The organism is Nocardia sp. NPDC003979, from assembly GCF_053605015.1.
In genome coordinates, this window is the sequence record NZ_JBSGIJ010000025.1 from 48,226 (window position 1) to 71,834 (window position 23,609).

Annotated in this window: 18 protein-coding genes and 1 pseudogene; 5 read left to right on the top strand and 14 right to left on the bottom strand. The window is 67.2% G+C overall.

Annotated features, from left to right (window positions below; translation table 11 throughout):
- Positions 1 to 542 precede the first annotated feature (542 nt).
- From ACWEVR_RS30700 to ACWEVR_RS30730, 7 genes are read right to left on the bottom strand one after another with little or no spacing between them, the layout of a single operon-like run.
- The gene (locus tag ACWEVR_RS30700; RefSeq protein ID WP_280302086.1) at positions 543 to 1,121 is read right to left on the bottom strand and encodes an AAA family ATPase; all 579 of its coding nucleotides are present in this window, start codon (positions 1,119 to 1,121) and stop codon (positions 543 to 545) included.
- A gap of 16 nt (positions 1,122 to 1,137) precedes the next feature.
- On the bottom strand, positions 1,138 to 1,869 hold the full coding sequence (locus ACWEVR_RS30705; protein WP_316575418.1) for a class I SAM-dependent methyltransferase: 732 nt from the start codon (positions 1,867 to 1,869) through the stop codon (positions 1,138 to 1,140).
- Between the two features lie 3 nt (positions 1,870 to 1,872).
- Entirely contained in the window at positions 1,873 to 2,802 is a 930-nt protein-coding gene (locus ACWEVR_RS30710) for a glycosyltransferase family 2 protein (RefSeq protein ID WP_280302082.1), read from the bottom strand.
- Entirely contained in the window at positions 2,799 to 3,998 is a 1,200-nt protein-coding gene (locus ACWEVR_RS30715; RefSeq protein WP_280302080.1) for an arylsulfotransferase family protein, read from the bottom strand. Before ACWEVR_RS30715 ends, ACWEVR_RS30710 begins: the two co-directional genes overlap by 4 nt.
- A complete protein-coding gene (locus ACWEVR_RS30720) occupies positions 3,998 to 4,765 on the bottom strand; it encodes a creatininase family protein (protein WP_280302078.1) in 768 nt (255 codons plus the stop codon). Before ACWEVR_RS30720 ends, ACWEVR_RS30715 begins: the two co-directional genes overlap by 1 nt.
- Positions 4,766 to 4,809: 44 nt before the next feature.
- On the bottom strand, positions 4,810 to 5,787 hold the full coding sequence (locus tag ACWEVR_RS30725) for a hypothetical protein (RefSeq protein ID WP_316575417.1): 978 nt from the start codon (positions 5,785 to 5,787) through the stop codon (positions 4,810 to 4,812).
- 8 nt (positions 5,788 to 5,795) lie between these two features.
- On the bottom strand, positions 5,796 to 6,995 hold the full coding sequence (locus tag ACWEVR_RS30730; RefSeq protein ID WP_452469765.1) for a radical SAM/SPASM domain-containing protein: 1,200 nt from the start codon (positions 6,993 to 6,995) through the stop codon (positions 5,796 to 5,798).
- 194 nt (positions 6,996 to 7,189) lie between these two features.
- Here ACWEVR_RS30730 and ACWEVR_RS30735 point away from each other — a divergent pair, with 194 nt between their 5' ends.
- The 3 genes from ACWEVR_RS30735 (at position 7,190) to ACWEVR_RS30745 (ending at position 9,422) form a co-directional block, all read left to right on the top strand.
- A complete protein-coding gene (locus tag ACWEVR_RS30735) occupies positions 7,190 to 7,963 on the top strand; it encodes a GntR family transcriptional regulator (RefSeq protein ID WP_280306922.1) in 774 nt (257 codons plus the stop codon).
- A gap of 25 nt (positions 7,964 to 7,988) precedes the next feature.
- Positions 7,989 to 8,849 (top strand): aldo/keto reductase, encoded by an 861-nt coding sequence (locus tag ACWEVR_RS30740; RefSeq protein ID WP_280306923.1) that lies wholly within the window; start codon positions 7,989 to 7,991, stop codon positions 8,847 to 8,849.
- Between the two features lie 327 nt (positions 8,850 to 9,176).
- Entirely contained in the window at positions 9,177 to 9,422 is a 246-nt protein-coding gene (locus ACWEVR_RS30745; RefSeq protein WP_280306934.1) for an HNH endonuclease, read from the top strand.
- Between the two features lie 57 nt (positions 9,423 to 9,479).
- Here ACWEVR_RS30745 and ACWEVR_RS30750 read toward each other — a convergent pair whose 3' ends face one another.
- Together ACWEVR_RS30750 and ACWEVR_RS30755 are read right to left on the bottom strand one after the other, a co-directional pair.
- Positions 9,480 to 9,647: a hypothetical protein gene (locus ACWEVR_RS30750; protein WP_452469767.1), complete on the bottom strand. Its 168-nt coding sequence runs from the start codon at positions 9,645 to 9,647 to the stop codon at positions 9,480 to 9,482.
- A gap of 1,022 nt (positions 9,648 to 10,669) precedes the next feature.
- Positions 10,670 to 13,219, bottom strand: coding sequence for a hypothetical protein (locus ACWEVR_RS30755; protein WP_280306925.1), 2,550 nt, complete (start codon positions 13,217 to 13,219; stop codon positions 10,670 to 10,672).
- Between the two features lie 178 nt (positions 13,220 to 13,397).
- On the opposite strand from ACWEVR_RS30755, the gene ACWEVR_RS30760 reads away from it, so the two are divergent.
- Together ACWEVR_RS30760 and ACWEVR_RS30765 are read left to right on the top strand one after the other, a co-directional pair.
- The gene (locus ACWEVR_RS30760) at positions 13,398 to 13,589 is read left to right on the top strand and encodes a hypothetical protein (RefSeq protein WP_280306927.1); all 192 of its coding nucleotides are present in this window, start codon (positions 13,398 to 13,400) and stop codon (positions 13,587 to 13,589) included.
- A 475-nt stretch (positions 13,590 to 14,064) separates the two neighbouring features.
- Positions 14,065 to 14,406, top strand: coding sequence for a hypothetical protein (locus tag ACWEVR_RS30765; protein ID WP_280306928.1), 342 nt, complete (start codon positions 14,065 to 14,067; stop codon positions 14,404 to 14,406).
- 1 nt (position 14,407) lies between these two features.
- On the opposite strand, the gene mobF is transcribed toward ACWEVR_RS30765, so the two are convergent.
- The 5 genes and pseudogenes from mobF to ACWEVR_RS30790 all read right to left on the bottom strand — a co-directional run.
- Entirely contained in the window at positions 14,408 to 20,323 is a 5,916-nt protein-coding gene (gene mobF / locus ACWEVR_RS30770) for a MobF family relaxase (RefSeq protein WP_452469768.1), read from the bottom strand.
- Positions 20,324 to 20,688: 365 nt separating this feature from the next.
- Complete coding sequence (locus ACWEVR_RS30775) at positions 20,689 to 20,952, bottom strand: hypothetical protein (RefSeq protein WP_280303814.1); 264 nt, start codon at positions 20,950 to 20,952, stop codon at positions 20,689 to 20,691.
- A 196-nt stretch (positions 20,953 to 21,148) separates the two neighbouring features.
- Positions 21,149 to 22,768 (bottom strand): hypothetical protein, encoded by a 1,620-nt coding sequence (locus ACWEVR_RS30780; RefSeq protein WP_280303816.1) that lies wholly within the window; start codon positions 22,766 to 22,768, stop codon positions 21,149 to 21,151.
- A 386-nt stretch (positions 22,769 to 23,154) separates the two neighbouring features.
- The gene (locus tag ACWEVR_RS30785) at positions 23,155 to 23,433 is read right to left on the bottom strand and encodes a hypothetical protein (protein WP_452469769.1); all 279 of its coding nucleotides are present in this window, start codon (positions 23,431 to 23,433) and stop codon (positions 23,155 to 23,157) included.
- Positions 23,434 to 23,463: 30 nt separating this feature from the next.
- A pseudogene (locus tag ACWEVR_RS30790) lies at positions 23,464 to 23,565 on the bottom strand (hypothetical protein); the annotation flags it as partial.
- Positions 23,566 to 23,609 lie beyond the last annotated feature (44 nt).

Here is a 23,609-nt window from a genome sequence, read left to right on the forward strand (position 1 = left end):
GGCCCGTTGGTCGGCTGCAGTCGGCCCTTGTCTGGTCCAGCGGCACTGTGGGAGGTATTGCTCGCGAGAAAATGAAACCGATCGGGATTTCGATTGCTGTGCGTCACTGCAGCTTTCGGGTCGATTTGCCCAATCGCACGGCGTAGCGTTGTGGATTGACGAACAACACGGATGAACAAGCCTGGGCATGCGACGTATGTCAATTGGAGACCACCGTTGAGTGGGATGAAGAGCTTGAGCAAGACACCGGCCTACCGGCTTTCGCAGCCCCGTTGGCCGGCCGGATGATCAATATCTGCGACGAGTGCGCAGGCGATCGGGGGCCGCACGAGCTGACCGACTTGGCTTACACCATCGCCGAAAACGGGAGGCCTGGAACGCGAGATCGCTGAACGTCTTCCTCGTGCGGCCTCACCTCAGGCTCGGACGCCACGAGAGCGGTGCGGCGGGCGCGTGGATTGTGGCGCCAGTGGAATGGGGTACGACGGTGTGCCCTCGGCTAGACACAGGTCGTGGTTCCTGGCCGAGTTCGTGGCCCGACGCTAATCGGGTTGGGTGATGAATCGCGCGATCGTTTCGAGGCCGGGGTCGTAGCCGTCGGTGGTGTCGACTCGCAGTTCCGGTACGTCCATACTCACCGGCACGAAGGTGGGAGCCGCGTCGTCGCCGGTGGTGATGGTGGCCAGGTGCCCGGCGTCGTTGTGTGCGCGGCGGTGCGGGTTGGTCTCGGCACGGTGCGCGATCCGCTTGCGCAGTACCTGGTGTGGTGCGGTGCAGTGGATGATGCGGATCTGGGCGATGGTGCCGAGCGGCATCAAGTTCGGCCGCCAGAGCCGATCTTGAAATGCCGCTTCGGCGATGACGGTGACTCGGGCGCGGGCGAGCAAGGTCAAGACCTCGAAGAAGGCGTGCAGGACGGGGATGTTGAGATCGTCGTAGCCGGTCTCGTCGGGGTTGGCGGTGGCCATGACCATGCCCTGTTTGATCTCGTCGCGGATGATCGCGGGCACGCCGATGTCGGCGGCGAGCGCGTGGGCCAATGTGGACTTGCCGGACCCTGGCGGGCCGCTTACGACGGCGAGGACGGGCAATTCCGGGGAATTGCGTTCGATGGTGGCCATGCCGCATTCTGGCATGTCAGACCCCCTCGCCGGTCCCGGTGACCCCGATGGACGAGGTGAGGCGGAATGCGATGAAGCCCGGCTGCCGGGTCAGGGTGTCGTATTCGGCGGGGTGGGTGCGGGCCATCTCGGCGCTGGGTCGGTGTTCGGTGATCGCGTCGATCGTGAATCCGGTCGTGGTGAACTCCGCGCACCAGGCTTGCAGTGGTTGGTGCCAGAAGCGGTGGGTGATGCCGCACGACCATCTCTGTTCGACCCAGCCGGTGTCGAAGTAGCCGCCGCCGGTGGTGAGCCAGTCGGCGGTGGGATGACTGGTCGAGATGATCAGGTGCCCGCCGGGGCGCAGGACGCGGCGCAGTTCGCGCAGCAGCGCGATCCGGTCGTCGATGTAGTGGATGACCAGGGCGAGCAGGCACACGTCGACGGAGCCGTTGGCCAGCCAGTACAGGGGTTGGGTGAGGTCGTGTTGGCGCACGGTGATCTGGCCGGCGGCGTGCTGGCGGGCGAGGCCGATCATGTTCGCGGCCGCGTCGATGGCGATGACGTGCGCGCCGCGGGCGAGGAGTTCGGTGATGTAGAGGCCGGGTCCGCATCCGGCGTCGAGGACGACGCGGTCGGTGAGATCACCGAGCAGGTCGAGCACGGCGGGCCGGTCGTAGTAGGTGTTGTAGGCGCTGGTTGCGGCTTCGGCGGCGAACGCGGCCGCGTGCTGGTCGTAGGAGGCGGTGACGGTGTCGGCGGTGAGCATGGGCTACCTGACCTTCGCGGGTTGACGGTGGACGGAGTGGTTTTCGGGCAGTAGCGCATCCAGCACGTCGTAGTCGGCGAGCTCGCCGCGAACGAAGCCGGGGTACAGGGACCGAACCGCGGCCTCGTAGACGTGGACCGGGGCGCGGCGGCCGGAGCCGATGAGCTGGTCGAGGCGGGCGTCGAACTCGGTGAACCAGGCGCGGTAGTCGTCGATCTGGGCGTCGGTGCTGGGCCAGGTGGCGAACAGGTGGCGGCGAGCCAGCGTGAACGGGGTCGGACTCGCGGTGTAGGCGGTCGAGACCGCGCCTCGGCAGGAGGGCACCTGGTGGTAGACGCTGGTGGTTTCCCCGAGGTAGGCGAAGCGGTAGCCCAGGCGCCGGTGCAGGGTCAGCCACAGGTCCCAGTCCTCGCAGTGGGCCATCGACTCGGTGAACCGGGCGCCGGTGTCGGTGAAGTTGCGGCACACGAGCGAGCCGGTGTGGATGTAGTTGGCGCACAGCAGGAACCGGGCGTCGAACTCGTAGTCCTTGCGCGGCAGCCAGCGGACCTCGCGCGGCGGCGCTTCGATCCACCGGTCGCTGACCAGCGCCCCGCCGTAGACGGCGTCGGCGCTGCCGCGGTTGAGCACGGTGTGCGCGGCGCGCAGGTGCCGGGCGAACACGACATCGTCATCGTCGAGGAAGGCAACGAATTCACCGGTCGCCGCGGCCAATCCGGTGTTGCGGGCGGCCGAGACCCCGTAGTGGTCGCTCTCGATCAGCCGGATCGGCAGTGCGGTGCGCCAGCTGTCGACGACAGGGCGGGCGGGCAGGTGCCCGCCGTCGTCGACCACGATGACCTCGAAGTCGGTGAGTTCTTGGCGGGTGAGGCTGCGCAGGGCCCGGTGCAGGGGTCCGGGCCGGTTGAAGGTCGGGATGATGATGCTGATCATCGGCTCGTCCTAACCGGGTCGAGCAGTTCGCACCGGAGCAGATCTCGGGCCGCCGCGGTGGCCGGGTGCTCGGCCGGGCCGGTCATAGCAGCGGCGCGCTGCCCGGTGACGGCCGCCATCCGGTAGAACTGGGCGCGCTCACCGGTGGTGGTGAGGGTCACTACCTGCCAGACCGTGTCACCGTCGCGAGTCACCTCGAGGGCCCGCCCGTTCTGGGCGTCACTGATGACGATGTTGCCGCCCGGTAGTGGCTCGGCGCCGCCGGCCAACGGGCAGAACAGGTTTTGCGGCGGGTCAGCGCGGTGCTGCCACACGATCGTGTGGTCGACGGGGTCGAGTTCGAGGACACGGGAGTAGCCGTGGCGTTGACCGTTGTCGAACACCAGGAGGTTCGCGTTCGGGAGCAGGGTCGGTTGGTGCTGGCCGGACAGCTCGCCCGGCCCCCACCACCAGCGCACCGCACCGGCGGCCAGGTCGAGCACGGCAATGGTGTCGAGCTCGCGCATCGACACCAGCACGTCCCCGGCACCCCAAAGCCCGGCTGGGTGGGCCCCAAGGACCTCGATGGTGTTGGCGTGCAACAGATCCGTTGGCGAATCAGGCAGGTCCCGCAGTAGCCGCGACGCGGCGCGCCCCGCCCGCAACGCGCCAGCGGCGGCCAGGTCGTGATAGGTCGCCAGCGCGGCAGGGTGGTGGGGGGATCGGCGGCGGCGCTCGATGTGGCTGCTGATCAGCGCGGACAGCACCCGGTCGCTCGTCAGTAGGTCGAACAGCGAAAAGGTCGCCTTGGGTGCGCCGGTGTCGTCGATGACGGTGATCGCGTTGTCGAGCAGAACGAACGCCCGGCCCGATCCCTCAACGAGTCTGGGTTGCTCGGTCAGGACATACACGGTGCCGGTGTCGGTGACGTGCAGGTCGTGGTGGACGGGCAGCTCGACGCGCCAGATCGGGGTGGAGTCCGGTGCCAGTTTCAGCAGAGAATGCAGCGGCACGGTCGCATACAGGGCGCCGTCGGCGCCGAGCTCGACGTGGTTCCAGCCGCGCAGATACCCCGGCGGTCGGGTCTGCGGCGCGGGTTGGTCGAGGTCGCTGCTCCAGGCATGGACGATGCGCGCGTCGCGGTCGATCAGGCACGCGACCGGTCGCGGGTACGTCGCCGACGGCGAGAACAGGAAATGCGTTGTCTCGGTGTCCATCAGCGCCCCATCGCCTCGAGGCCGGACTCGAGCCGCACCGCGGCCGCCATCTCGCGGGCGACCTGATCGGCCACGCGGGCACCGATCTCGGCGCTGGCCTTGTGCGCGGTGTAGACGATCCCCGAGCCGGTCGCGGCATCCGGGGGCAGGGGGAACACGTCGTAGCTGAACCGGCGCGCCGTCGACACCACCGGATCGGTGGCGGCGAGACCGGCGCGGGTCGCGGCCGGGGCAATATGCATGGTGAGGCTGGATTCGACCATGCCCGCGTGGTGGTCGTCGGTGCGGGCGACGCCGGTTTCTGCCGCCAGGGCGTTGCGGAACGGCTCACCTACGACGTCCCACCAAGCCACGATCATGATCCGGGCATCGCCGAACGCGGTGGTGACGATCCGGGCGGCCTCGCACAGGAAGCTGAGGTTGTCGATCGCGGAGTTGACGATCACCACCTGCCGCGCGCCGTGTTCGGCCAGGGCGGTCAGGATCTCGGTGACCAGTAGGGTGAAGGTCGATCCGGTGACGGCGAGGACGCCGGGGAAGACCCCGCCGAGGCGTTGAGGCGGGGTGGCCACCCCGTAGCCGATGCTCGGCGCGATCGTTGCGTCGAGGTCGGCGGCCAAGCGTTGGGCGAAGTAGTCGCTGATCATCGTGTCCGCGCCCAGGGGCAGGTGCGGGCCGTGGGGCTCGACGGCCCCGATCGGCAGGACCACCAGGCCCCGCTGTCTGCGGGTATCGAAGTCGTGCCAGGTCATCTCGGTGAGCAGCATCGTCGATCTCCTCATGATGCGGGCAGGTGTTGTGGGCGGTAGGTTCAGGCGTCGGCCCAGCCGAGGCTGGGCACGACGGTGGGGCGCAGGTGCTCGGCCAGGCGCAGGTTGAGGAAGTCCTCCTTGTTGGCGCAGCCGGAAGCGGCTTCACACGGTGCCCAGGTGTTTTCACGCAGTTGGAGGTCGAAGTTGGGGTCGAGGACGTTGCCGTAGCGGTGGCGGCCGAGGGCGGCGTAGCGCGAGCACCGGTAGAGGTCGCCGTGGATGTCGATGAACACATAGTCCGAGCCGGCGCGGCACGCGCGATCCTGCGGTGAGGTCAACCCGACCAACGCGGCCTGGGTGAGTTCGGGGTCGCCACCGCAGGCCGCGACCGCGGCGAGCACGTCACCACCGGTGCGCAGCACCGGCACCGCGGCCGTGGTGTCGGTGCCGGTCTCTGTGTCGGAGGGCACTGAGGGGTCGTAGCCGAGGTCGACGTTGAACCGCAGGCCCGCGGCGTCGGCGGCGGCCTTGACTGCGGTGATGGTGGTGGTGTCGTGGTCGGCGAACAGCAGGGTGTTGACCACGACGAAGCAGCCGTAGGTGTCTTGGGCGAACCGGGCGGCGGCGATGAACTTATCGAGTGGCATCTGTCCGTCGTGCCAGGTCAGCCACAGCGACAACTTGCCGAGATTGGCCGTGGCCTCCAGTTTTGGCAGACGCCGTTGCAGCAGGGAGGCGTTCGATAGCAGTTCGACGAACCGGACGCCGGGTTGGCGGGTGAGCCACGCGGCGCGGTCGAGGAACACCGGGGAGGCGAACGGTTCGCCGAGCGTGCCGAGCCGGACATCGACCGGGAAGGGTCGGGTGCCGATCCAGTCGACGATGGCGGCGAAGTCGTCGCGGTCTTGCTCGGTGCGCCAGTCCTGGCGGTTGCTTTTGGCCCACTCGCCGGTGGAGACACAGTAGTCACAGGAGAAATTGCACAGCCGCTGGGCGGCGACGTACCAAATCCGCACGGGCCGTTGCATGTTCATCATCTGGTGCCTCATCCGAAGATGGCGATCGGCGCGAAGTCGCGCGCGGGAAAGTCGCGGGTTTGGTTGTGGCAGCGCCGGCACACGAAGTCGTCGGCGGCGGTATCGACGCCGAAGACCTTGCGGCGTGCGAAGACCGCGGCGTCGCTGGTCATCAGGTCGCGGATCGACCCGTCGGCGATGTTGCCGAACCGTTCGCGCTGGTAGTAGTCGTTGCAGCACAAGAACAGGTCGCCGCCGACGCTGAAGCTGGCGTGATGGACCGGGTACCCGCACCCGGTCAGTGGGCCGGTGATGTGCAGGTTCTGCGCGAACTCCCCACCGACGTCCCCGGCCCGATCGCACATCAGGTTCGCGGTGACCGTCGCGCCGAGCGGGGCGTAGCGGCGCCGTACCCCGTCGAGGTTGGCCGCGCCGCGCTCGCCGACACCGTTGACCCCGATCTGCACCGGCAGGCCGGCCGCGAGCGCGGCCTCGACATTGCGGGTGCTCGCGGCATAGCTGCGGGAACCGGTCAGGTCGGCGAACTCGACCGGGTCGTCACTGGGGAGGTTGACCACCAGCGTGCGCACCACCCCGGTCCGGGCCAGCAGTTCGATCTTCGGTGCGGTGAGCGCGGAGGCGTTGGTGTAGAGCGCCAACGGCATCCCGTACCGGGCCAGTACCTCGACGCGCTCGGCGAAGTGCCGGTCCAGGGTGGGTTCGTTGAAGAACTGGAACGTCACGTAGTCGATGCCGCCGTGGGCGACCAGCTTGGCCATGATCTCGCCGAACACCGCCATCGACATCGTCTGGCGCGGCTTGGGGTCGACCGCGACCGGGCAGCTTCGGCATCCCCAGTTGCAGTGGGCGGTGACCTCGATCTCGCCGGAGACCAGGTGGTAGTCCCGGCACAACTCGGTCGGGTCCTGGATCCACCTCCGCGTGACGGCTTCGTCCACCAGGGTGGCGCCGAACCGGTGCGCGAGCTCGGCGCGGTCGCGGGGACGGCGCGCGCAGGCGATGAGCAGGTCGAGCATGCGGGCATCGGTGTGCCAGTCGACGCGCCGTTCGAGCCCGACGATCCCGAACACGGCCCCTTCGCCGGGCGGGTCGCTGTGCGGGTCGGTCGGCCCGGACGTGTCTGAGAAATACCGAACCGGTGGCGGGGCGCCGGGATCGACGCGCGTCAAATACGGCGAGGTCTGTAGGGAGGTGGGAAGTCGAGTCATCGTGCCCCCTGAAATGCGCGTGCGGTCGCTCCCGGTCCGGGGTGCGAGTCGGCATTGAGCGGGGCGACCGTGCGTTGCGGTGGGCCCGCGAATGACGATCAACCGAATGTAAGCTCTGCCACACAAACAGTCAACCACTTTGCTAGCAAAGTGCTGTGCCGATTGTGCGGTGTGCTCCTGCTACCGTGACTTGCGTGGCTAGCGAAATCACCGACGAGCGGACAATCCAAACCCGGATCGCCGACGACATCCGAGCACGCATCGAACTGGGCGAATACGCCGCGGGCGACCAGCTGCCGACCTATGAGGACCTGCGCACCACCTACCTGTGCAGCACCGGCGTGGCCCGCAAGGCCATTGACTTGCTGCGCCAACAGGGCCTGGTCATCTCGCGCCAGGGCAAGGGCGTGTTCGTGCGCGAGCGCGCCCAGCCCAAACGCCACGGCATCGAACGCTATGCCCGCTCGCGATGGAAGTCCGGCGGGACCGCCATCCACGACGCCGAGGCCGGCGGGCAGGGGCTGTCGGTCAAACAGCTCTACCGCGAACTCGGCGAAACCCCCGCACCCGCGACCGTGGCGGCCGCGTTCGGCATCGCCGAAGGCGACCCGGTGTGGGTGCGTAAACGCACCACGGTGGTCGATGGCCGCCCGCACCAGCTCGCCGACTCCTACTACCCGCTCGATCTCGCGCTGGGCACCCTGCTGACCGAGGAGAAGTCCGGCCCCGGCGGCGGTTTCGCCCGCCTCGACGAGGCCGGTGACCCGCTCGATGAGATCAGCGAGGAGTGGAGCGCGCGCATGCCCAGCTCTCCGGAGTCGGTCGCGTTGCAGCTGCCCGGCGGCACCCCGGTCCTGGATTTGACCCGCGTCGTCTATGACACGACAGGCCGCGCGGTGGAGGTCATGCTCGCCGTGATCGCCGCCGACACCGTCCGTATGAGCTATCGCTTCCCGATCCCCGACTGAGAACCGCCCAGGTAGGAGACCAGAAATGTCGGCATCCGAGATTCCCGACGTCGTGCTCAACGACGGAACCACCATCCCACAACTCGGCTTCGGCGTCTTCCGCGTCCCCGACGACGAGGCACCTCCAGCGGTCGCGGCCGCGCTCGAAGCCGGGTACCGGGCGATCGACACCGCCGCCTACTACAAGAACGAGCCCGGAACCGGCGCGGGCATCGCCGCGTCCGGGATCCCTCGCGACCAACTCCACGTCACCACCAAGGTCTGGCACACCGACCTCGGCTACGACACCACCCTCGCCGCGGTGGACAAGAGCCTGGCCAACCTCGGCCTGGACTACCTCGACCTGTATCTGATCCACTGGCCGGTGCCGTCGCGGGAGCTCTACGTCGACACCTGGCGCGCGCTGGAGAAGATCAAGAGCGACGGCCTGGCCCGCTCGATCGGCGTCTCGAACTTCCCGCCGGCCCAGATCGAACGGCTTCTTGTCGAGACCGACACCGTGCCCGCGGTCAACCAGATCGAACTGCACCCCCGCTTCGCCCAGACCGAACTGCGCGACTTCAACGCCCGCCACGGGATCGCCACCCAGGCATGGAGCCCGCTCGGACACGGGCAGCTCCTCGACGACCCGACGGTCAACGCGATCGCGGCACGGCACGGCAAGACCGCGGCGCAGATCCTGCTGCGATGGAATCTTGAGCTCGGCAACATCGTGATCTCGAAATCGGTTACGCCGCAACGAATCCGGTCGAACATGGAGGTCTTCGACTTCGAGCTGGCCCTCGACGACCACGACCTGCTCGCGACCCTGGACACCGGCATTCGCACCGGCCCGGACCCGACGGTCTACGGCGCCGTGCCCAGCGGCACCACCACGTCGGCCTGATCGACCGCGACCCGGCCGTTGACCAGTTCGGCACCGCCCGGTCCCGCCGACGGTGGGTACGTCAAGCGCGTATGTGTGTACTGCGGGCAACCGGTTCGCAGCAAGACCGGCGTGGATTTCCACGTTTCGTGTCGGCGACGTGAAGCCGAGCGGTCGGCGCGCCGCGAGGAGAGGCGAGCTGCCGGTGAACCTGCGGTCTGCGTGCAGTGTGGCGGTGAAATCAACTTTGACCAGGGGTTCAGTGGGCGGTGCCAGGACTGTCGAGAGCGGCTACGCTACATCCCCAAGCCGCTGCGCAGCGCCCTGGTCGCCCGCGGTGCCCGGTGCGTGTACTGCGGTGCCAAGGCGATGTGTATCGACCATGTTCGACCGATCGCCTACGGCGGCGACAGCTCACCGGAAAACCTGGAACCCTGCTGCGCGGACTGCAACCTGGACAAGAACTGCCAACCGATCGCGCGATGGTTCACCGGCCCCGAGGCCACACCGGTCGGGCGCCGAGCCATGGCGTACAGCCTGGCCCGCAGCGCGAAGGTGGCCGCGGAGTGGACGCGGCTGACTGGGCAGCCCTGACCGGCAAGTTCTGCCGCCCCGGCGCGAATCGGCGGGGCGGCAGAACGTCAGGGTCGGTTACTCCTCATCCTCGTAGTCGTCATCGTCGTAGCCGTCGTCGTTGCGATCGGCGGCGGCCTGGGCCCGATCGTCGAAGCCCGACGTGGCGGTAGGACTGCTCGGGTCGGCTGCGGCTGCCGCCGAGATCCGGTCGGCGTCGTCGTGGCTCATCGATCCTTTACTCATCGCGTACCTCCGATGTGGTGGCGGCTCCGGGCATCACCGGCGTGCGACGGGCGCTCGGGCAGCCGGATGGGCATGACTGGGTTGTCGTCGGCCGCGCGGTCATAGACTCGCGCTCCGACTCCCGGCGTCGGCAAAGCCTGACGCGAGCCTGGAGCAGCCGCAGCTCGTTGAGCCGGGCACCACCAAAGGTCGGTGCCATCTCGTAGAGAGGAAGTACGACTGGTGTCCGGCCGCGACTACACCATCACCAGTTCCCAGCTGACCAGCGGCAGGCAAAGCCGGTCCCGGCCGAAACTCCGGCCGGGACCAACCTTCCTCGATTGCGCTGGTCCCCAACCCACTTTGGGGCACCGCTCACGCTACCGGCTGGTGTGACCTGCGTAAACGACCATGGCCAGGGGTGTCGGCGGACAGTTCTGGTATGACCGCGGAGGCCGCTGATTCTGCTCGACCTCACGCGACCCGATGGCCTCCCAGTTCGACTTGTGCGCTGCGTGTCGATCAGGACGTTGTTCACCGGCTCGATGATCGGGGGCCTATCGGCCGACCAGGGATCTGTCTCGACAGTGCGGCGGCCGCAGCCCAGCGAGATGTGCGGATGCTATTTCACTGCCACCTGTATCCCGGCGCCGTAGGCCTTTCTCAAAATAGTGACCACACCCCTACGACCAGCACTGATGTCACGTCCCCATCCGTCAGGAAACCGGTCGGGAGCACCGACTCAGCCCCGGTGCCCATCCGCGACTGGACACGGTGTCGAACTCCTCGGGCGGCCCGATGTGGAGACCGGGCCGCCCCTAAGACACCCGGTGTCACGACCGCAGAACCGCACGGGGAGCGCCACGTCGAATCGCCGCTGTTCCAACGACGGTTTCCACCGGTTCCGCGCACCCTTGGCCACGAATCGTGAGTATCGGACGTTAGAGAGTCATGGCAATCGTGGCCGACACTGCGATAACGTGCGGGCCTCCTGGCACGTTTGACGCCTCCCGTTCGCTGTCGTAGCCGAGATGGATCTCGAATCAGGCCAGATCGCTCCACGACCACGGCTCGGCAGGGCAAGGGCTTCCATCTTCGGGTTTGCGGCCGAATCGGAACCGATCTCCCTGGCCTGGCGAGACTTTCAGATATGAAGGGCGCGGGCGGAATGATTCGAGCTGAGGAGCTCGCTCGGTGGCGGCTTCCACCTTCTTGATTGGTGATGGTTCCGCCATCTGCGGATCAGGCCCTTCGCTGGTCTTGGCTCGTAGCTGAGCCAACACCTCGGCAGCTCGGTGCGAATTGCTGAGTCCGAATTTGGCGGCGATCCGCTGCGCGAACGCCTCGACGTGCCTGTCAGTCTCGACGTGCCTGTCAGTACGGAACAGCAGTTCCTCCAGTAGAGCCGATGCCTGCCCCGGGTCGTTGAGGACGAATTCTTCGGCAATTCGTTCGGACAGTGGCGACACATGGTCAGACGGGGTTAGTGAACGCCGCATCCATTTCAACAATAGGGTCACTGCCGACAGGTTGTTGATGTCGACCTGGCGGGCAGCTCGCTTGGCCAGTACATCCGCTTGTTCGTGGGCACCCAACATCTGCAGCTGGAACACCAGGCCGCTAACCCAATGAGCATTGGCGTCAATGTCGTAGAGAAGGACATCGGCGCCAGCACGCCGAGCCAGGGCAAATTGCTCCTCGTAGGCTCCGACCTGCGGTAGCTGTTCCAGCAGCCAGCAGACCCCCCGTGCATTGTCGAGCACGGGCTGTCTGGCGGCTCGCTCGGCGAGCGCCCACACTGACCCGGCGCCTAGTTTCCGCAACACTCGCAGCAGCGAAGCCAGGTCTTCGGACGGAATGTAGGGAGGTAGAGCGTGAGCGGTAGCTCGCTCAGCTAAGGTCCTCGCCTGGTCGCGCGCGTCTGTCCTGCGCAAGTGCTCGAGTAGCCTGGCCACCCACCCCAAGTCGTCGAAGCCCATACGAGTGACCACCCAACTCGCGGGGCGCCGATCGCGAGGGAAAATCGCGTGCAGTTCGGTGACGAGGTGGTGAGCAGCACCTGAGTGACCACGGCCTGCGGCGTTCTTCCACAGTTGCGCGGCCTCGCGATACAGGCCGAGATCACATGCTGCGTCACCGAGATCGTATTGCTGGTCGGGGTAGGCGTGCGCTGCGGCGGCGGCCCAGAAACTGAGCGGTGGTATCAGGCGCGAGCGACGACGGCGACCGTACTGATCGAGGTATTCAGCTAGCTGATACGCAGGCTCCGCCGTACCCCCGCCGTAGGTCTTTCGGCTATCTCGTAGGCGGTCGTAGGCGGAGGTGAGTGGCCCTCGTGTGCCTTTGCAGGAACGACTGGTCTCGGCCACGGAAACTTCGAACCAGTTCTCGGCCCTTTCGGCCCATTGGGCGTCGCTGAGGTAGTCACGTGCGGCATCGCTCAGCAACGCAGCCGGGATAGCGTTGATGTGCCCTAGCCGTCCTAGCCGTACCGCGTCCATTGCGACTTCGATCAGCGCCCGCGAAGCATCCGTAACCTGATACCTGTAGCGGTCGATAAGCTCCGGACCGCCGGCGAGGTACTGTGCTACCTCTCCGTTCACGGCGCGGTCACAGGCCTGCGCCAGCCGGGGATCCTGTTCGGCCGCTAGGCGCATCGCTGCCAGATCGTCCCCTGTAAACGCCGCTGGCACCTCGATGATCGTCTCATGGTTGAATAGGCGGCGGGCAGGTGAGCCAGGATCGGCGCACAGCGCGGCGTAGTGCTCGCGCCAGAGACTGCCCAAGACCAGGATCGGTGCCCGACGTGGGTCGGAGAGCGTTGCGTCGAGGATATTGGCGGTGGCCTCCTGCTCCTCGGCGCTAACCGAGAAGAATCGCTGGGTTTCGTTGAGCCAGACCACGGTGTGCGGGCCGACGTTCTTCAGCGAGGCAACCAATTCCTGACGGCGGGTCGGATAGCGCGGGTGCCACAGCCTCCACTCGCTCTGCGGCAGCATGGCCAGCGCCTCCCACAGTGCGCGCGTCTTACCCGTCGACGATCCGCCCAGCATCACCGCGATCGCGCTCTCGCCGCCGATCGCGCGCTGCACGACCGCAGCCAGCCGCTCGTCATGTGGGCGAGTCACGTACGGCGGCAGTGGCGGCAACTTGCCCGCGTGATCGGCGGTGATCAGCGCGTGCACTTCGAGAGCGAATGGGTCTTCTACTTGAGCAATCGGCACACCGACCGATTCGCTCGTGGCCGGGACTTCGATGGCGGCGGCCTTTCGGTTGGCCGCTGTGGCCCGTGCAGCGGCCTCGCGGCGCCGCTCCCATTCGTTCTTGGCCTGAACCATCTCGCGGTCCGGTGTGTCTGAACTTTCGAGCAGATACCCGATCACGCAGGTGTAGCCGCGCCCCTTGCGCGGGACAACGCGATCGGTGTCCTTCTCGCCCAGCCACCCCTGGATCGTCTTCGCTGGAACCGTCCGGCCGATGATTCGCGTGGTCACCGCAGACAAATGCTCAGCGCTCGGTTTGCCCGCCCGGGCGTGCAACCGGTCTAGCGCGGCGAAGAAGCGATGGTCGGCGTCGTCTCTCTTCCCCGTCACCGACAGCGGGTTCCTTGCGGCCCGCGCTCACCGCCACGGTGGCGAGTCGCAGCGACTCGCGAATTCGTTCGTGCCTGCATAGAGGCACTTTAGCCCTTCCTCGGGAAGCGTTGCGGGGCATCGGATCGGATGCACTGGAACCCGGGAAATCACTACGAGATCGAACGGGAGCATTCCGATGACCATCCCCACCAAGGTGCTGCTGCTGGTAGGCATCGCTCTACTCGCGGTCATCGCCGGGTTCGCCGCCGGGGTACTGGCCTACGCCAACGGTGCCACCGCGCTCGCGAGCATGCGTGAAGCCGCGATCGGCTTCGGAGCTAGCCTCACTTTGTTCCTCGCCTTCATAACCGTCTACACCCTGCTCTGATCCACAGCACAGACGACGCCGCGCCGCTCCTACCTCACAGGGGTGGCGCGGCGTCGTCTGTGCTGTGTCAATAGGCCCCGAAATGCTTCGTGCAGTCCCGGCATCCCGTGATCTACCTGGGGCCGCGATCTGTGACGCCGGCACCCGCCGAAAAGACGCCGGAATTCACTGGCACAACCAGACAACAACGCTGCCGGCGGCGATGAGCAGACCGAGACGGAACCACCCGCGTGCTGGCCGAGACACGCACGCAGATCCCCGCTACACCTGGCCTACGACCTGCGTGGCCTGTTCACCGCCGCCCCCCACCCCGCTACCGGCCCGGCTACCCGACCGCGCTGTTCACCACCGTGAGCGAGCGCATCTGTCTCGACGGCACCCAGTCCGTGCTCGACCTCGGGTGCGGCACCGGCCAGATCGCGCTGCGCCTGGCACCGCTGGTCGCCCACCGGTACGCGGTCGACCCGATCCCCACATGCTCGACGAAGGAGCCGCGCTCGCCGCCACCGCCGAGATCGACAACATTAGCTGGCGCGAGGGCGACTCCTACCACCTCGACACCCTCGACCTGCCGGCTCTCGATCTGGTCACCATGGGCGCCAGCTTCCACTGGACCGACCGAACCACCCTGCTGGACGAACTCGACCAGCGCCTCACCCCGGCCAGTGCGGTCGTGCTGGCCAACGGCGGACCCCAGCCACCGCCACCGCACCGCCCTGGCACGACGTCGTCACCGCAGGGCGCACCGCCCACCTCGGTCCGCAGCGCTGCGCCGGCACCGTCACCTACATCCGACACCTCGTGTCGTATGTTGTAGGTCACCGGCCGAGGTCGGTTCCCGGTCTCGGCTTGTTTCCGTCGGGGTCGGTGTTTCGGTCTGGGCTGAAATCCTCGGCTGTTGAGCTGAGTCCAGCTCGTGCGTAGTCCTCGCGTTGTCGTTGCGGTGGTGAGAGGGTTCGTCGTCTCTGTAGTTCTGCGCGGTGGTCAGCGAGTGCGGAGCCGAGGCCGTCGTGTAGCGCCACGGCTGCTTGCTCGCGTTCGGTGGCAGCGCTGCTGGCTGCGCGTGCTTGTTCTGCGAGACGGCGGTGTTCGTCCTCGGTGGCGGCGTGTTCGGCGCGGGCGAGTAGGTCGTTGGCGTGACGGTTCGCTGCCCGTGCGGCGTTTCGGATCCGCTCGTGCGTTTCGCTGCGCTCGCGGTGTTCGCGGACCAGGGTGTTGATGTGGGCCTGCAGGGTCTTCCGCTGGCGGCGCCGCGTCACTGGCAGGGCGTCGAGGTCCTCTCGTGCGGTGTCGAGCGCGTTCGCGGTGGTGTGAAGCGCTCGGACAGCGGTGTCGAGTTCATGGGCGTGCCGGTGCGCGGACAGTTGTGCGTCCTCGGCGGTTCGCCGAAGTTCGGCCACGACCGGATCAGGCATAGTGGCCACGTCGTCACGGCGAATCGGGGCGAAGATCTCGGCTTCGGCAGCGATATTGCTCAGCCGCTGAGTAAGCCCATCGATCGCCTCGGCGAGCTCGCGATCCGAGAGACGTTGCAGGGGATCCAGGACTGGGAGTGGTTGTTCGCGGATCGGGTTGTCGGTCAGCCATTGCTCGATGAGTCTGCGACCGACCTGATCGAGTGAGCGCCAGTCGCGGCGCAGCATCGCTAATGCCGTCGGCGCAGGGTGGGTTTCGGCGATGTGTGCGCAGCGTGCGGTGAGGTGCACTGCGGGGTTGTGTTCGGGGATGCCTGGTCGTTCGTTGTCGCGGCAGTCGTGGCATAGGCCGTCGTCAGAGATCCTGGGCGGCACGGGAGAGCTCGCACTGCCGGGACGCTCGATGCTGCAATCGACACACGGAAGACCGACGATGGCGGGTATCGCGGCCAGGTCGTAGTCGATCGGATAACCAACCGCTGCCGCTCGGTCGCCGTTCGTCGCCGCCAGATTGCGGTTGTCGTGCGTGTCGGGGTCGGCAAGGTAGGTGTCGACCACGTCGTTGCCCGCGGCCCGGATCGGGTCGAGAACAGCCGGTGTGATCGTGGGGTCGACGCGTTCGCGGTGGTCGTAGACGGGCCGGGTGCGGTCGTGGTCGGGTTCGGTGTCACGGCGGAAGGTGCGCGGATCTGTCGAGGGTGTGCAGGCCTGGATCAGCGCCTGGTGTTGCGGGAATTGTTGGGCGGCCCAGCGGAGTCGGGCTTGCGCGACGGGGAAGCTGTACTGATAGAGAGTTTCCGAGACGGCGGTGAGAATCGCCTGTTCATCGTCGGACAGTCCGGTGTTGAAACTGCGGAACTCAGCGACAGCGTCGGCGACTCGCCCGGTCGCGAACAATTCGGCGATGCGGTCGATGCCGGTGGGCTGGTCGCTATCGGTGGGTTCGCTGATAACGGCGGCGACACGAGCATCTTCGGCTTCGGGCTGGGTCGGCTCCGCTGTAGCGACGGTGGGCGTGGGTGCGCTATCGACGTCCGGTGCGATCGGTTCAGGCGTTGCCGGTTCTGGGCGCTGGGCAGGTGATGTTGGTGTCGGCGTGTGGTGGTGCAGCGCGTCGATCCGCCAGGCCAGAGCGGCAGCGAGTTGATCAGGACGCAGCGGTGCGGCGTCGTCGGGTTGGGCGCCTTGGAGTAGTTCGTAGGCGGTGAAGAGCAGGTCGCGGGGGGACCAGGTGTTGGTGGCGCGTTCGACGGCGGCGACGACCCGAGGCCAGGCCGGTTCGGTGGTGAGGTGTTCGGCGGTGTCGGTGCCGAGGACGGCTTCGAGGTCGGGTAGCCAGTCGGGTCGGAGGGGGTCGGTGCCGGTGGTGTCGAGGGCGGATGGTTCCAGTTCCAGGCGCGCCCACAAGGCCGCGGCGGGCATCTCGTCAGGTAGTGGTCGTTGTGCGGCGGCTTCGGTGAGCAGGGTGGTGATGTCGAGTCCGGCGCGGTCGGCGAGGTCGATTTTGTCGGCCACGATCGGCCACAAGGTGTCGGTGCTGATTCGCGGATCGATGTCGTCGACGACCTCGGCCCACCGATTGCGGGGCAGGGTCGGGTCGCCGTAGGTGTCGATGACGCGTTGTTGCAGGCGTTTCTGGTGCAGGCGTTCGAGGTCGGTGTAGCGGTCGGGTCCGGCGGGTCGGGTGTCGGTGTCGGGGACACCGAGTCCGGCCCGCCACACCGCGAGCTCACCCAGCAACGCGGGATCGGTCCCGAGCAGTGGCCGCGTCCACGCGGGTACATTGCCCGGCGTCCACCGTCGCGCGGAGTCACGGATTTGTTCGGCAAGAGCGGCCACAATCCGTTCGCGGGCCCGAACAGGTTCGGTGAGAGAGTCATCGGTGACGCCGTGGGGTAGTCCCGGTGTCCAGGGCAGTGGTCCTGTGCCGGCGGAATGGGCGCCTGTCGGGTCGAGTCGCCAGTCCAGCACCGCAGCGGGATCATCGGCGGTGTCGAGTTCCCGTTTGCTTGCGGCGGTTCGGAGTGCGGCGATGGGGTCGGCGCCGGTGAGTGCGATCAGGGCCAGGTGCTGACGCAGGACCGGGTAGGCGGGGCTGTCGGTGAGGTCGGGGTGGATGGTGTCGGCAGCATGGTCGAGTTCGGTGAGACGGTCGCTGCCGAGGGCCTGTTCGGCAGCCAGGCCGAGGGTATCGAGGTAGATATCGACCGCCCGCCCGATGCGCAGTGCCGGATCCAGGGCGTCACGAAGTTCGGTGTGTGCGGATTTCTGGGCCCCGTCGCGCGCCAGAACGCGCTGTAGAACTTCTACCGCGGTGCGTGGGTAGACGGCGGGTTCGGTGTAGATCGAGCCTTCGGCGCCGTCGAGGGCGGTCGCGACGTGCGCGTGGTTGGCGTGGATTCCGCGGGTCATCGCGACGTAGAACTGTTGGCGGGATTCGCGCCCGGACAACGCGACATGGCAGGTTTCGGCGGTGATTCCCTGCGCGGAATCGATGGTCGCGGCGTATCCGAGGTGCACTTGGGCGCGCACGTACTCGGCCGGGAGCCGTACGGTGTTGTCGCTGTCGGTGCCGCCGCGTCGATGCGCCACCGTCAGTGAACCGTCTTCGTGGACGGCGGTGATGGTCCAGGAGTAGCCGTTGCGAACCCAATCCGTCTGGCCGAAACGCAGCTTCGGGTTGTTGCGTCGGGTACGCACGGTGTCACCGACAGAGCCGCAAAGCCCGTCCGCGAGGACCACTTCGGTCTCTGGTTTCGTACCGGTTCGGGTGAGTCTGTCGGCGCGGGCGCGGGCGTTGAGCGCGGTCACGACCTCGTGGGTGGGCGCCAACATGACCGCATACCGACCAGCGTTATGGTCGGCGGCCCAAGCTGTGTAGGTGTCGTCGTAGACCGATCCGGTGTGCCCGGCGTGGATGCGGTCGTTGTCCAGATACCAGGCCAATGCGGCTGGGTCGCCCTCGCGCAGCCCGATCGACGCGGTTGCTTCGCCGGTGGAGGCGAACCGGACGACGTGGGACAGCGTCAGGGTGTGTTCGGGGGAGGCGGCGTTCATGTCGGCGTCGGCGCCACCGGCGTCGATCGCGGGCAGTTGCTTGTCGTCGCCGATGCAGCGCACCGTGGCCCCGCGTCGGGACAGGAACCGCAGCAGTTGCAGGCGTTTGGTGTTGCCGAGTTTGACGTGCTCGTCGACGATCACCAGCGTCGTGTTGTCGATATCGAGGACCCATTGCGGCAACGACGGCGGATGATCCCGCATCATCGTGGGCGAATCCGGGCGGGGGGAGTGGCGGTTGAGGACGTCGAGCAGCTTGTCGACGGTCTCGGCACGAGTACCGATCGACTCCCCCAGAACAGCGGCCGCCGCGGCCGTGGGTGCCATCCCGAGGACGGTGCCGCCGCTGGAATGCCATGCGCTGGTGAGAACTTGCATCGCGGTGGTCTTACCGGTGCCGGCCGGAGCGTTGGCGGTATGCACCCGCAACCCCGACGTGGCGAAGGACGAGATGACACCGACCTGGCCGGCGTTTAGCGGCCGATCAGGATGCGCGGTGTTGTATTCGGTGACCGCGTCGGCCAGCAGTCCGGGGGCCAGGGTGCGGGCGCCGGGTTCGATGGACAGTTCGATGAGTGCGGCTTCGACGTCGAGAGTGGTTTGGGTGGTGTAGATCTGGGAGTTCGGACGAACGTGTACCGGGGTGCCGTCGCGGTGGTGCAACCAGGCTGGCACCGCTCGCAGCTCGGGTTCTTCGGTGAGGTCGGGATCACCGCGCGCGACTGTAGACCGCGGTGAGAGGGCGGCGGCGACGACTTTGTCGGGAACCCAGGCCCAGTCGGCGGGGCTGATCCGGCCGCGGAGCTGGCGTTCGACCTCGGCCCGCAGGTTGAACGGACGCCACGTCGAGCGCCTCTCCGACACGGCGGCCAGCGCACGTTCGGCGGTGGCGGCGATGAACGCGGCGTCCGGATCCGGACGCGGTATCGGTGGCACCGACACCGCGGCCACTATCACCGCGTCAACTGGCTCACGGCCACCGAGCACCGTGGTGGCTTGTTCCCGCCAGGTTTGCCGTTGCTGGGTGTGTGATTGCGGGAGGTGTTTGGCCGGGCGGGTTTCCAGCGTCGCCCGATCGGCCAGGCCGTAGACCTCTTCGGGGGTGGGTTCGCGGCCGAAGGTTGCCTGGAAATCGGCGGTGAGCTGGTCCAGGCGCGCGTTGATCGCGGTACCGCGTTGCGACCAGGCGTGGATCAGTTCTAGAGGGACACCGATGACTTCGCGGATCGGGACCTGGTGGACGTCGCGGTCGGCACGGGTTTCGAACTGCAGACCGAGGGCGAGTTCGAGGTAGTGCTCGAGGCGGGAGTCATAGATCTCCGAGACCGTGACGGCCGCTTCATGGAACAGACGTGAGTCGATCGTGCGCCATTTACCGTCCAGGGTGCGGACTTTGTTGGCGACTAGGACGTGGGTGTGCAGGTCGGGATCGCCTGCGCGGCTGTCGCGATGGGTGAAACAGGCCGCGACGATGCCATCGACTTCGGCGTGGCGGACGCCGTTGCGGCCCAGCCGGGTGATCACGGCGTTGCGCTCCAACCACGCCAACGCATCACTGATCGCGCGCTGGTGGGCAGCCTCCAACCGCCGCGCCATATCCGGTGGTCCCAACGCCCACAGCACAGACACACTCTTCACGGGGGAGAAAGTGATCTCGAGACCGGCTAGCGCGGTCTGGTTGACGCGCGAGTTCTTGGCGACCCAACCCGACAACTCTCTCGCGTTCAGGGGTGCGCGACCGTACTCGTCGGTGAACATTTCGGTCGCCACGTGTGTGCGAATGCGTGCGCGTTCGTCGTCGGAAATGGCGGCAGTGGGTTCCATATTCCGTGCTGAATTATGTGCACGATAGGCCTGAGAACAACGCTTCCGATACTCCGAACGAACCTCATAGGCGGCGAACTTGTTGCCCAGTTTCGTTGCCTTCTCGGCCGCTCGGGTGGCGTCACGGTCGCTTGCGCCGAGCGCGATCTGGCGTGCGTAGACCTCGGTCCTGATCTGCTCGCTGTTCGGGTGAAGACCTTCCCCGAACAGCGATTTCATCTGGGACTCGGTCACTTCCGACCCGGCCGTGAGGTCGAGTGCGCCCAGTCCGGTGCCGTGCCAGCGTCCGGGTGCTTCACCATGATCGGAGTAGTACTGCGACAGCGATGACCGCCCGCGAGCGGTTCGGTCGTTGGCGGCGGTTTGACGCAGATAATATTGATAGCCGTTTCCCGCGGCGACTCGATGAATAGTCGCGACCATACCTCCATGAAGCATCAATGAATTATGTTGCCGCAAGCGACAATTAATTCGGTTCGACAACTCTGGGCAACGATGGACAACTATCGACACGGGCGTTATCGGATCGTTATCCGAGATGCCAGATGTCTGCCCTTTGAAAAGGTGCGGAGAAGAGGATGTGTGGGGGTGATGGGGGTGAAAGCGGGGGGGCGATCGTCAGTGTGCGGTGCGCGGAGCGTGAGGTTGCGGGTGCGTAGGTGGGGTGGCGTAAGCGATAGGTGGTCGCGGGACATGGAAGCGGAGGGGAGGTGACCGGCCATATTGCCGAGGGCGGGCCCGCGACCGTCGCGGCGGGCCCGCCCACGGGACCGGGCGCGGCCGCAGCCGCAGGGCGCGTTCGTTCAGTCGGCTGGGAGCGCGTCCCATGACCAGGGTGTGCAGGCGTAGCGGCGGTGGTCGATGGTGACGATGTCGCCGACCGAGAGGGATCGGTGGCGGTGTTGGTACCAGCGGCGCGTGTGCTCGACGTCGGCGGGGTGGGGGTGGTCGTTGAGTGCGGCGAAGATGCGGTCGAGGACCGCGAAGTCGTCGGCGTCGCTGGGATTGTCGAGCAGGAACCGATCAGCCAACAGGTAGGGGTCACCGGGTCGGTGACCGTAAATCATCGAGCGAGGATCGGCCGCCAGGTGGACGGTGATCATCACCTGAGTGAGGCGGCGCCGACGTTGACGGAGGAACCGGCGGCGAGCGCGGGTGTGACGGGCGCGGTGAAACACGGGCGGGCCTCCTCGAGGTGAAGCGCAGTGGCTGGAGCACCGCGGATCTGGCGGTGCCCCAGCCGACTACGTGCTGGGGGGTGGGTCAGGCGGCGACGAGTCGACGCTCGCGCGGTGTGGGGATGTGCAGGCCGAGGTGGACCCGGCACTGTGTGCAGAACCCGTCGTCGTGAACGGGGGTGTAGCGGGTGCAGCCCTCACACCGGCCGGGCCGCTGGCCGGGCGGCACCACCGGTCCGCGGCGACGCTTCGACGCGGTGGGTGCCGAGATGTACTCAGGATCAGCATCGTCTTCGACCTGTGGCGGGGCGCCGGGCAGGTCGGGGTGGGCGGCCAGGAACTTGTCGATCACTGCGATCAACCATTCCGGTGCCCGACGGCACACCTCGGTGATCAACCTGTAGGCGGCGTCGTGGTAGTGCTCGACGAAGTAGGTGCAGTAGGCGACGGCGAGATTGGTGACGGTGAACCCGTCGGGGAGTGCGGGCAGGCCGGTGCGGTTGTCGCTGCGGCAGTAGTCGCAGAGCCCGTCGTCGCTACGCATCACCCCGTCGCGGACGTGGATGGGGCGTTGGTCGGTGGTGGGGCGTTCGATGAAGCACGACACGCACCGCCATCCGGCGACCGGGGTCATCGCGGTGGCGAAGTCGTCGAGACCGTTGCCCTGGAACACGAACCCCTCGCGTCGGTCGGCGCGTGAGCGCAGCCCAGTGCGTTCGGCGGCCCAGGCGTGGGAGTGTTCGGGGGACTTCACCGTTTCACCGGCCAGGGCGCGGTCGTGGTCGCGTTGGTCGGCGACGTGCACGCAGTATTGGTGATCCCACATCGCCTCGGACAACTCCGCGGGCAGCGGCGCACGGTCACCGGGGCGTCGCGGAGTCCACCCCCGCGGCGCACCGGCGGTGAAGGTGACTCCGCGCGCGATCAGCTCAGCCCATCGTTGGCGCAGGCGGGCTTGCTCGACTACATCGGTGTCGACGAACAAGCTCTCCCGCATATACGCGGTGACCTCGGCCGGTTCCGGCTCGGCAGGGCGACGCTTGCCCCGTGCAAGGACGCGGGCCCGGATCTGCTCGGGGTCCAGGCGGGCGGCGTCGATGCGGCGGGAAGCGGGCATGGTCAGGCGCGGCAGCGGGTTGCGCCAGGTCCGGATGGATTGGCGGGGCATCTCGGCGGCGGCGAGCTGGACCTGAAACTTCGCGAACTCCTCGGCCACGCTGGTTTTGTTGGTTCGGGCGCGGGTTTCGATGAGCTGGGCCAGGGCGTGGTTGTCGTGGGAGTGCAAGCCGGGGTCGGTGTCGGGCACCAACCGCACCAACCGTTCGCGTTCGGTTTCGTCACCGGCGGACCAGCGGGCGCGCAGACGTAGCAGCGCGGACTCACGTGGGTAGAGGGTGAAGCACTCGACCATGAAGTCCAACAGGTCCCAGTCGGCGTCGGTCGCCAAGTCCAACGCGGGCCGGAACATGGTGATCGCGGCTTTGCGGTCGGTGTCGAAGGTGAGTTCGATCGCTTCGATCGCATCCAGGAACGACCTCGTATCCGGCACCGCCGTCACCGATTTGGTGGCGGGCTCGTCAGATGGCGGCTTGGCGCCGGTGACATCGGAGGCAGACAGAGTGAGATCGTGCCAGTCGAACCCGGGCTCGACACTGTATGTGGCGAGCGTGGTCGTGGGGGAGACGGTGGATGCGTGAACGGACACAGCTGTTCTCCTGACTGTGGATGGCGAGGATAGTGCGGCACCCAGGCGCGCTGGAACTGTCACGCTTTTCGCGAAATAGGGGTGCCGGGCTGGGGTGGGCCCAGCCGAGGGCTGTTCACCAGGACAGCGGGCGACACGACGGCGGGAACGCGCCAATTTGCGTGCGGGGGCGAATTCCCCGCGCACACCACCGGACCGCGGCCATCGCTGGGTCGGGCGCGGGGGGTTCGTTTCCGCCGGGCGCGGGCCCGACGGCGTGGCGCACGATGGCCTGGTAGCCCTCGAGCGGCTGGGCCCATCCCAGCACGGTGCCCCGACCCACCACCTACCTCCCCGCTCGCCGCCGCAGCGGTATGGCAGAACCGGGTCAGGTCACAACGGGTCAGTCACAACGGTGGTTGTCCGAAAGCACTCACACCGACACCGGCCAGCGCCGGCTCGGCCCACGCCTGACTGCCCCTGGCCGCCGGGGCGGAGGAGACCCACGGATCAGAAGCATCCGCGCGGGGCGCAGCTGCGGTGGAGTCGGCGGTGCGGGTCGCGCGGGTCGTCGTGGTGTCGGCGCCGAAGCCGTTGCCGTTGTTCGGTCTGCGTCCGGTGCGGGTTACTTGGGCCTGGGCGAACCGCAAGCTCGGGCCGACTTCGTCGACCTCGAGCTCGAACACGGTGCGTTTGTCCCCGTCTCGGGTTTGGTAGCTGCGTTGCTTGAGCCGGCCGGCGACGATGACGCGTGCGCCCTTGGTCAGCGTTAAGTAGACCTCTTTCGCCGCTGTCCATAACGTCCGTACGGTTTGTATTTGGTCGGTAGTTCCTGCTACATAGACACCTCGTCTTGTTGTGT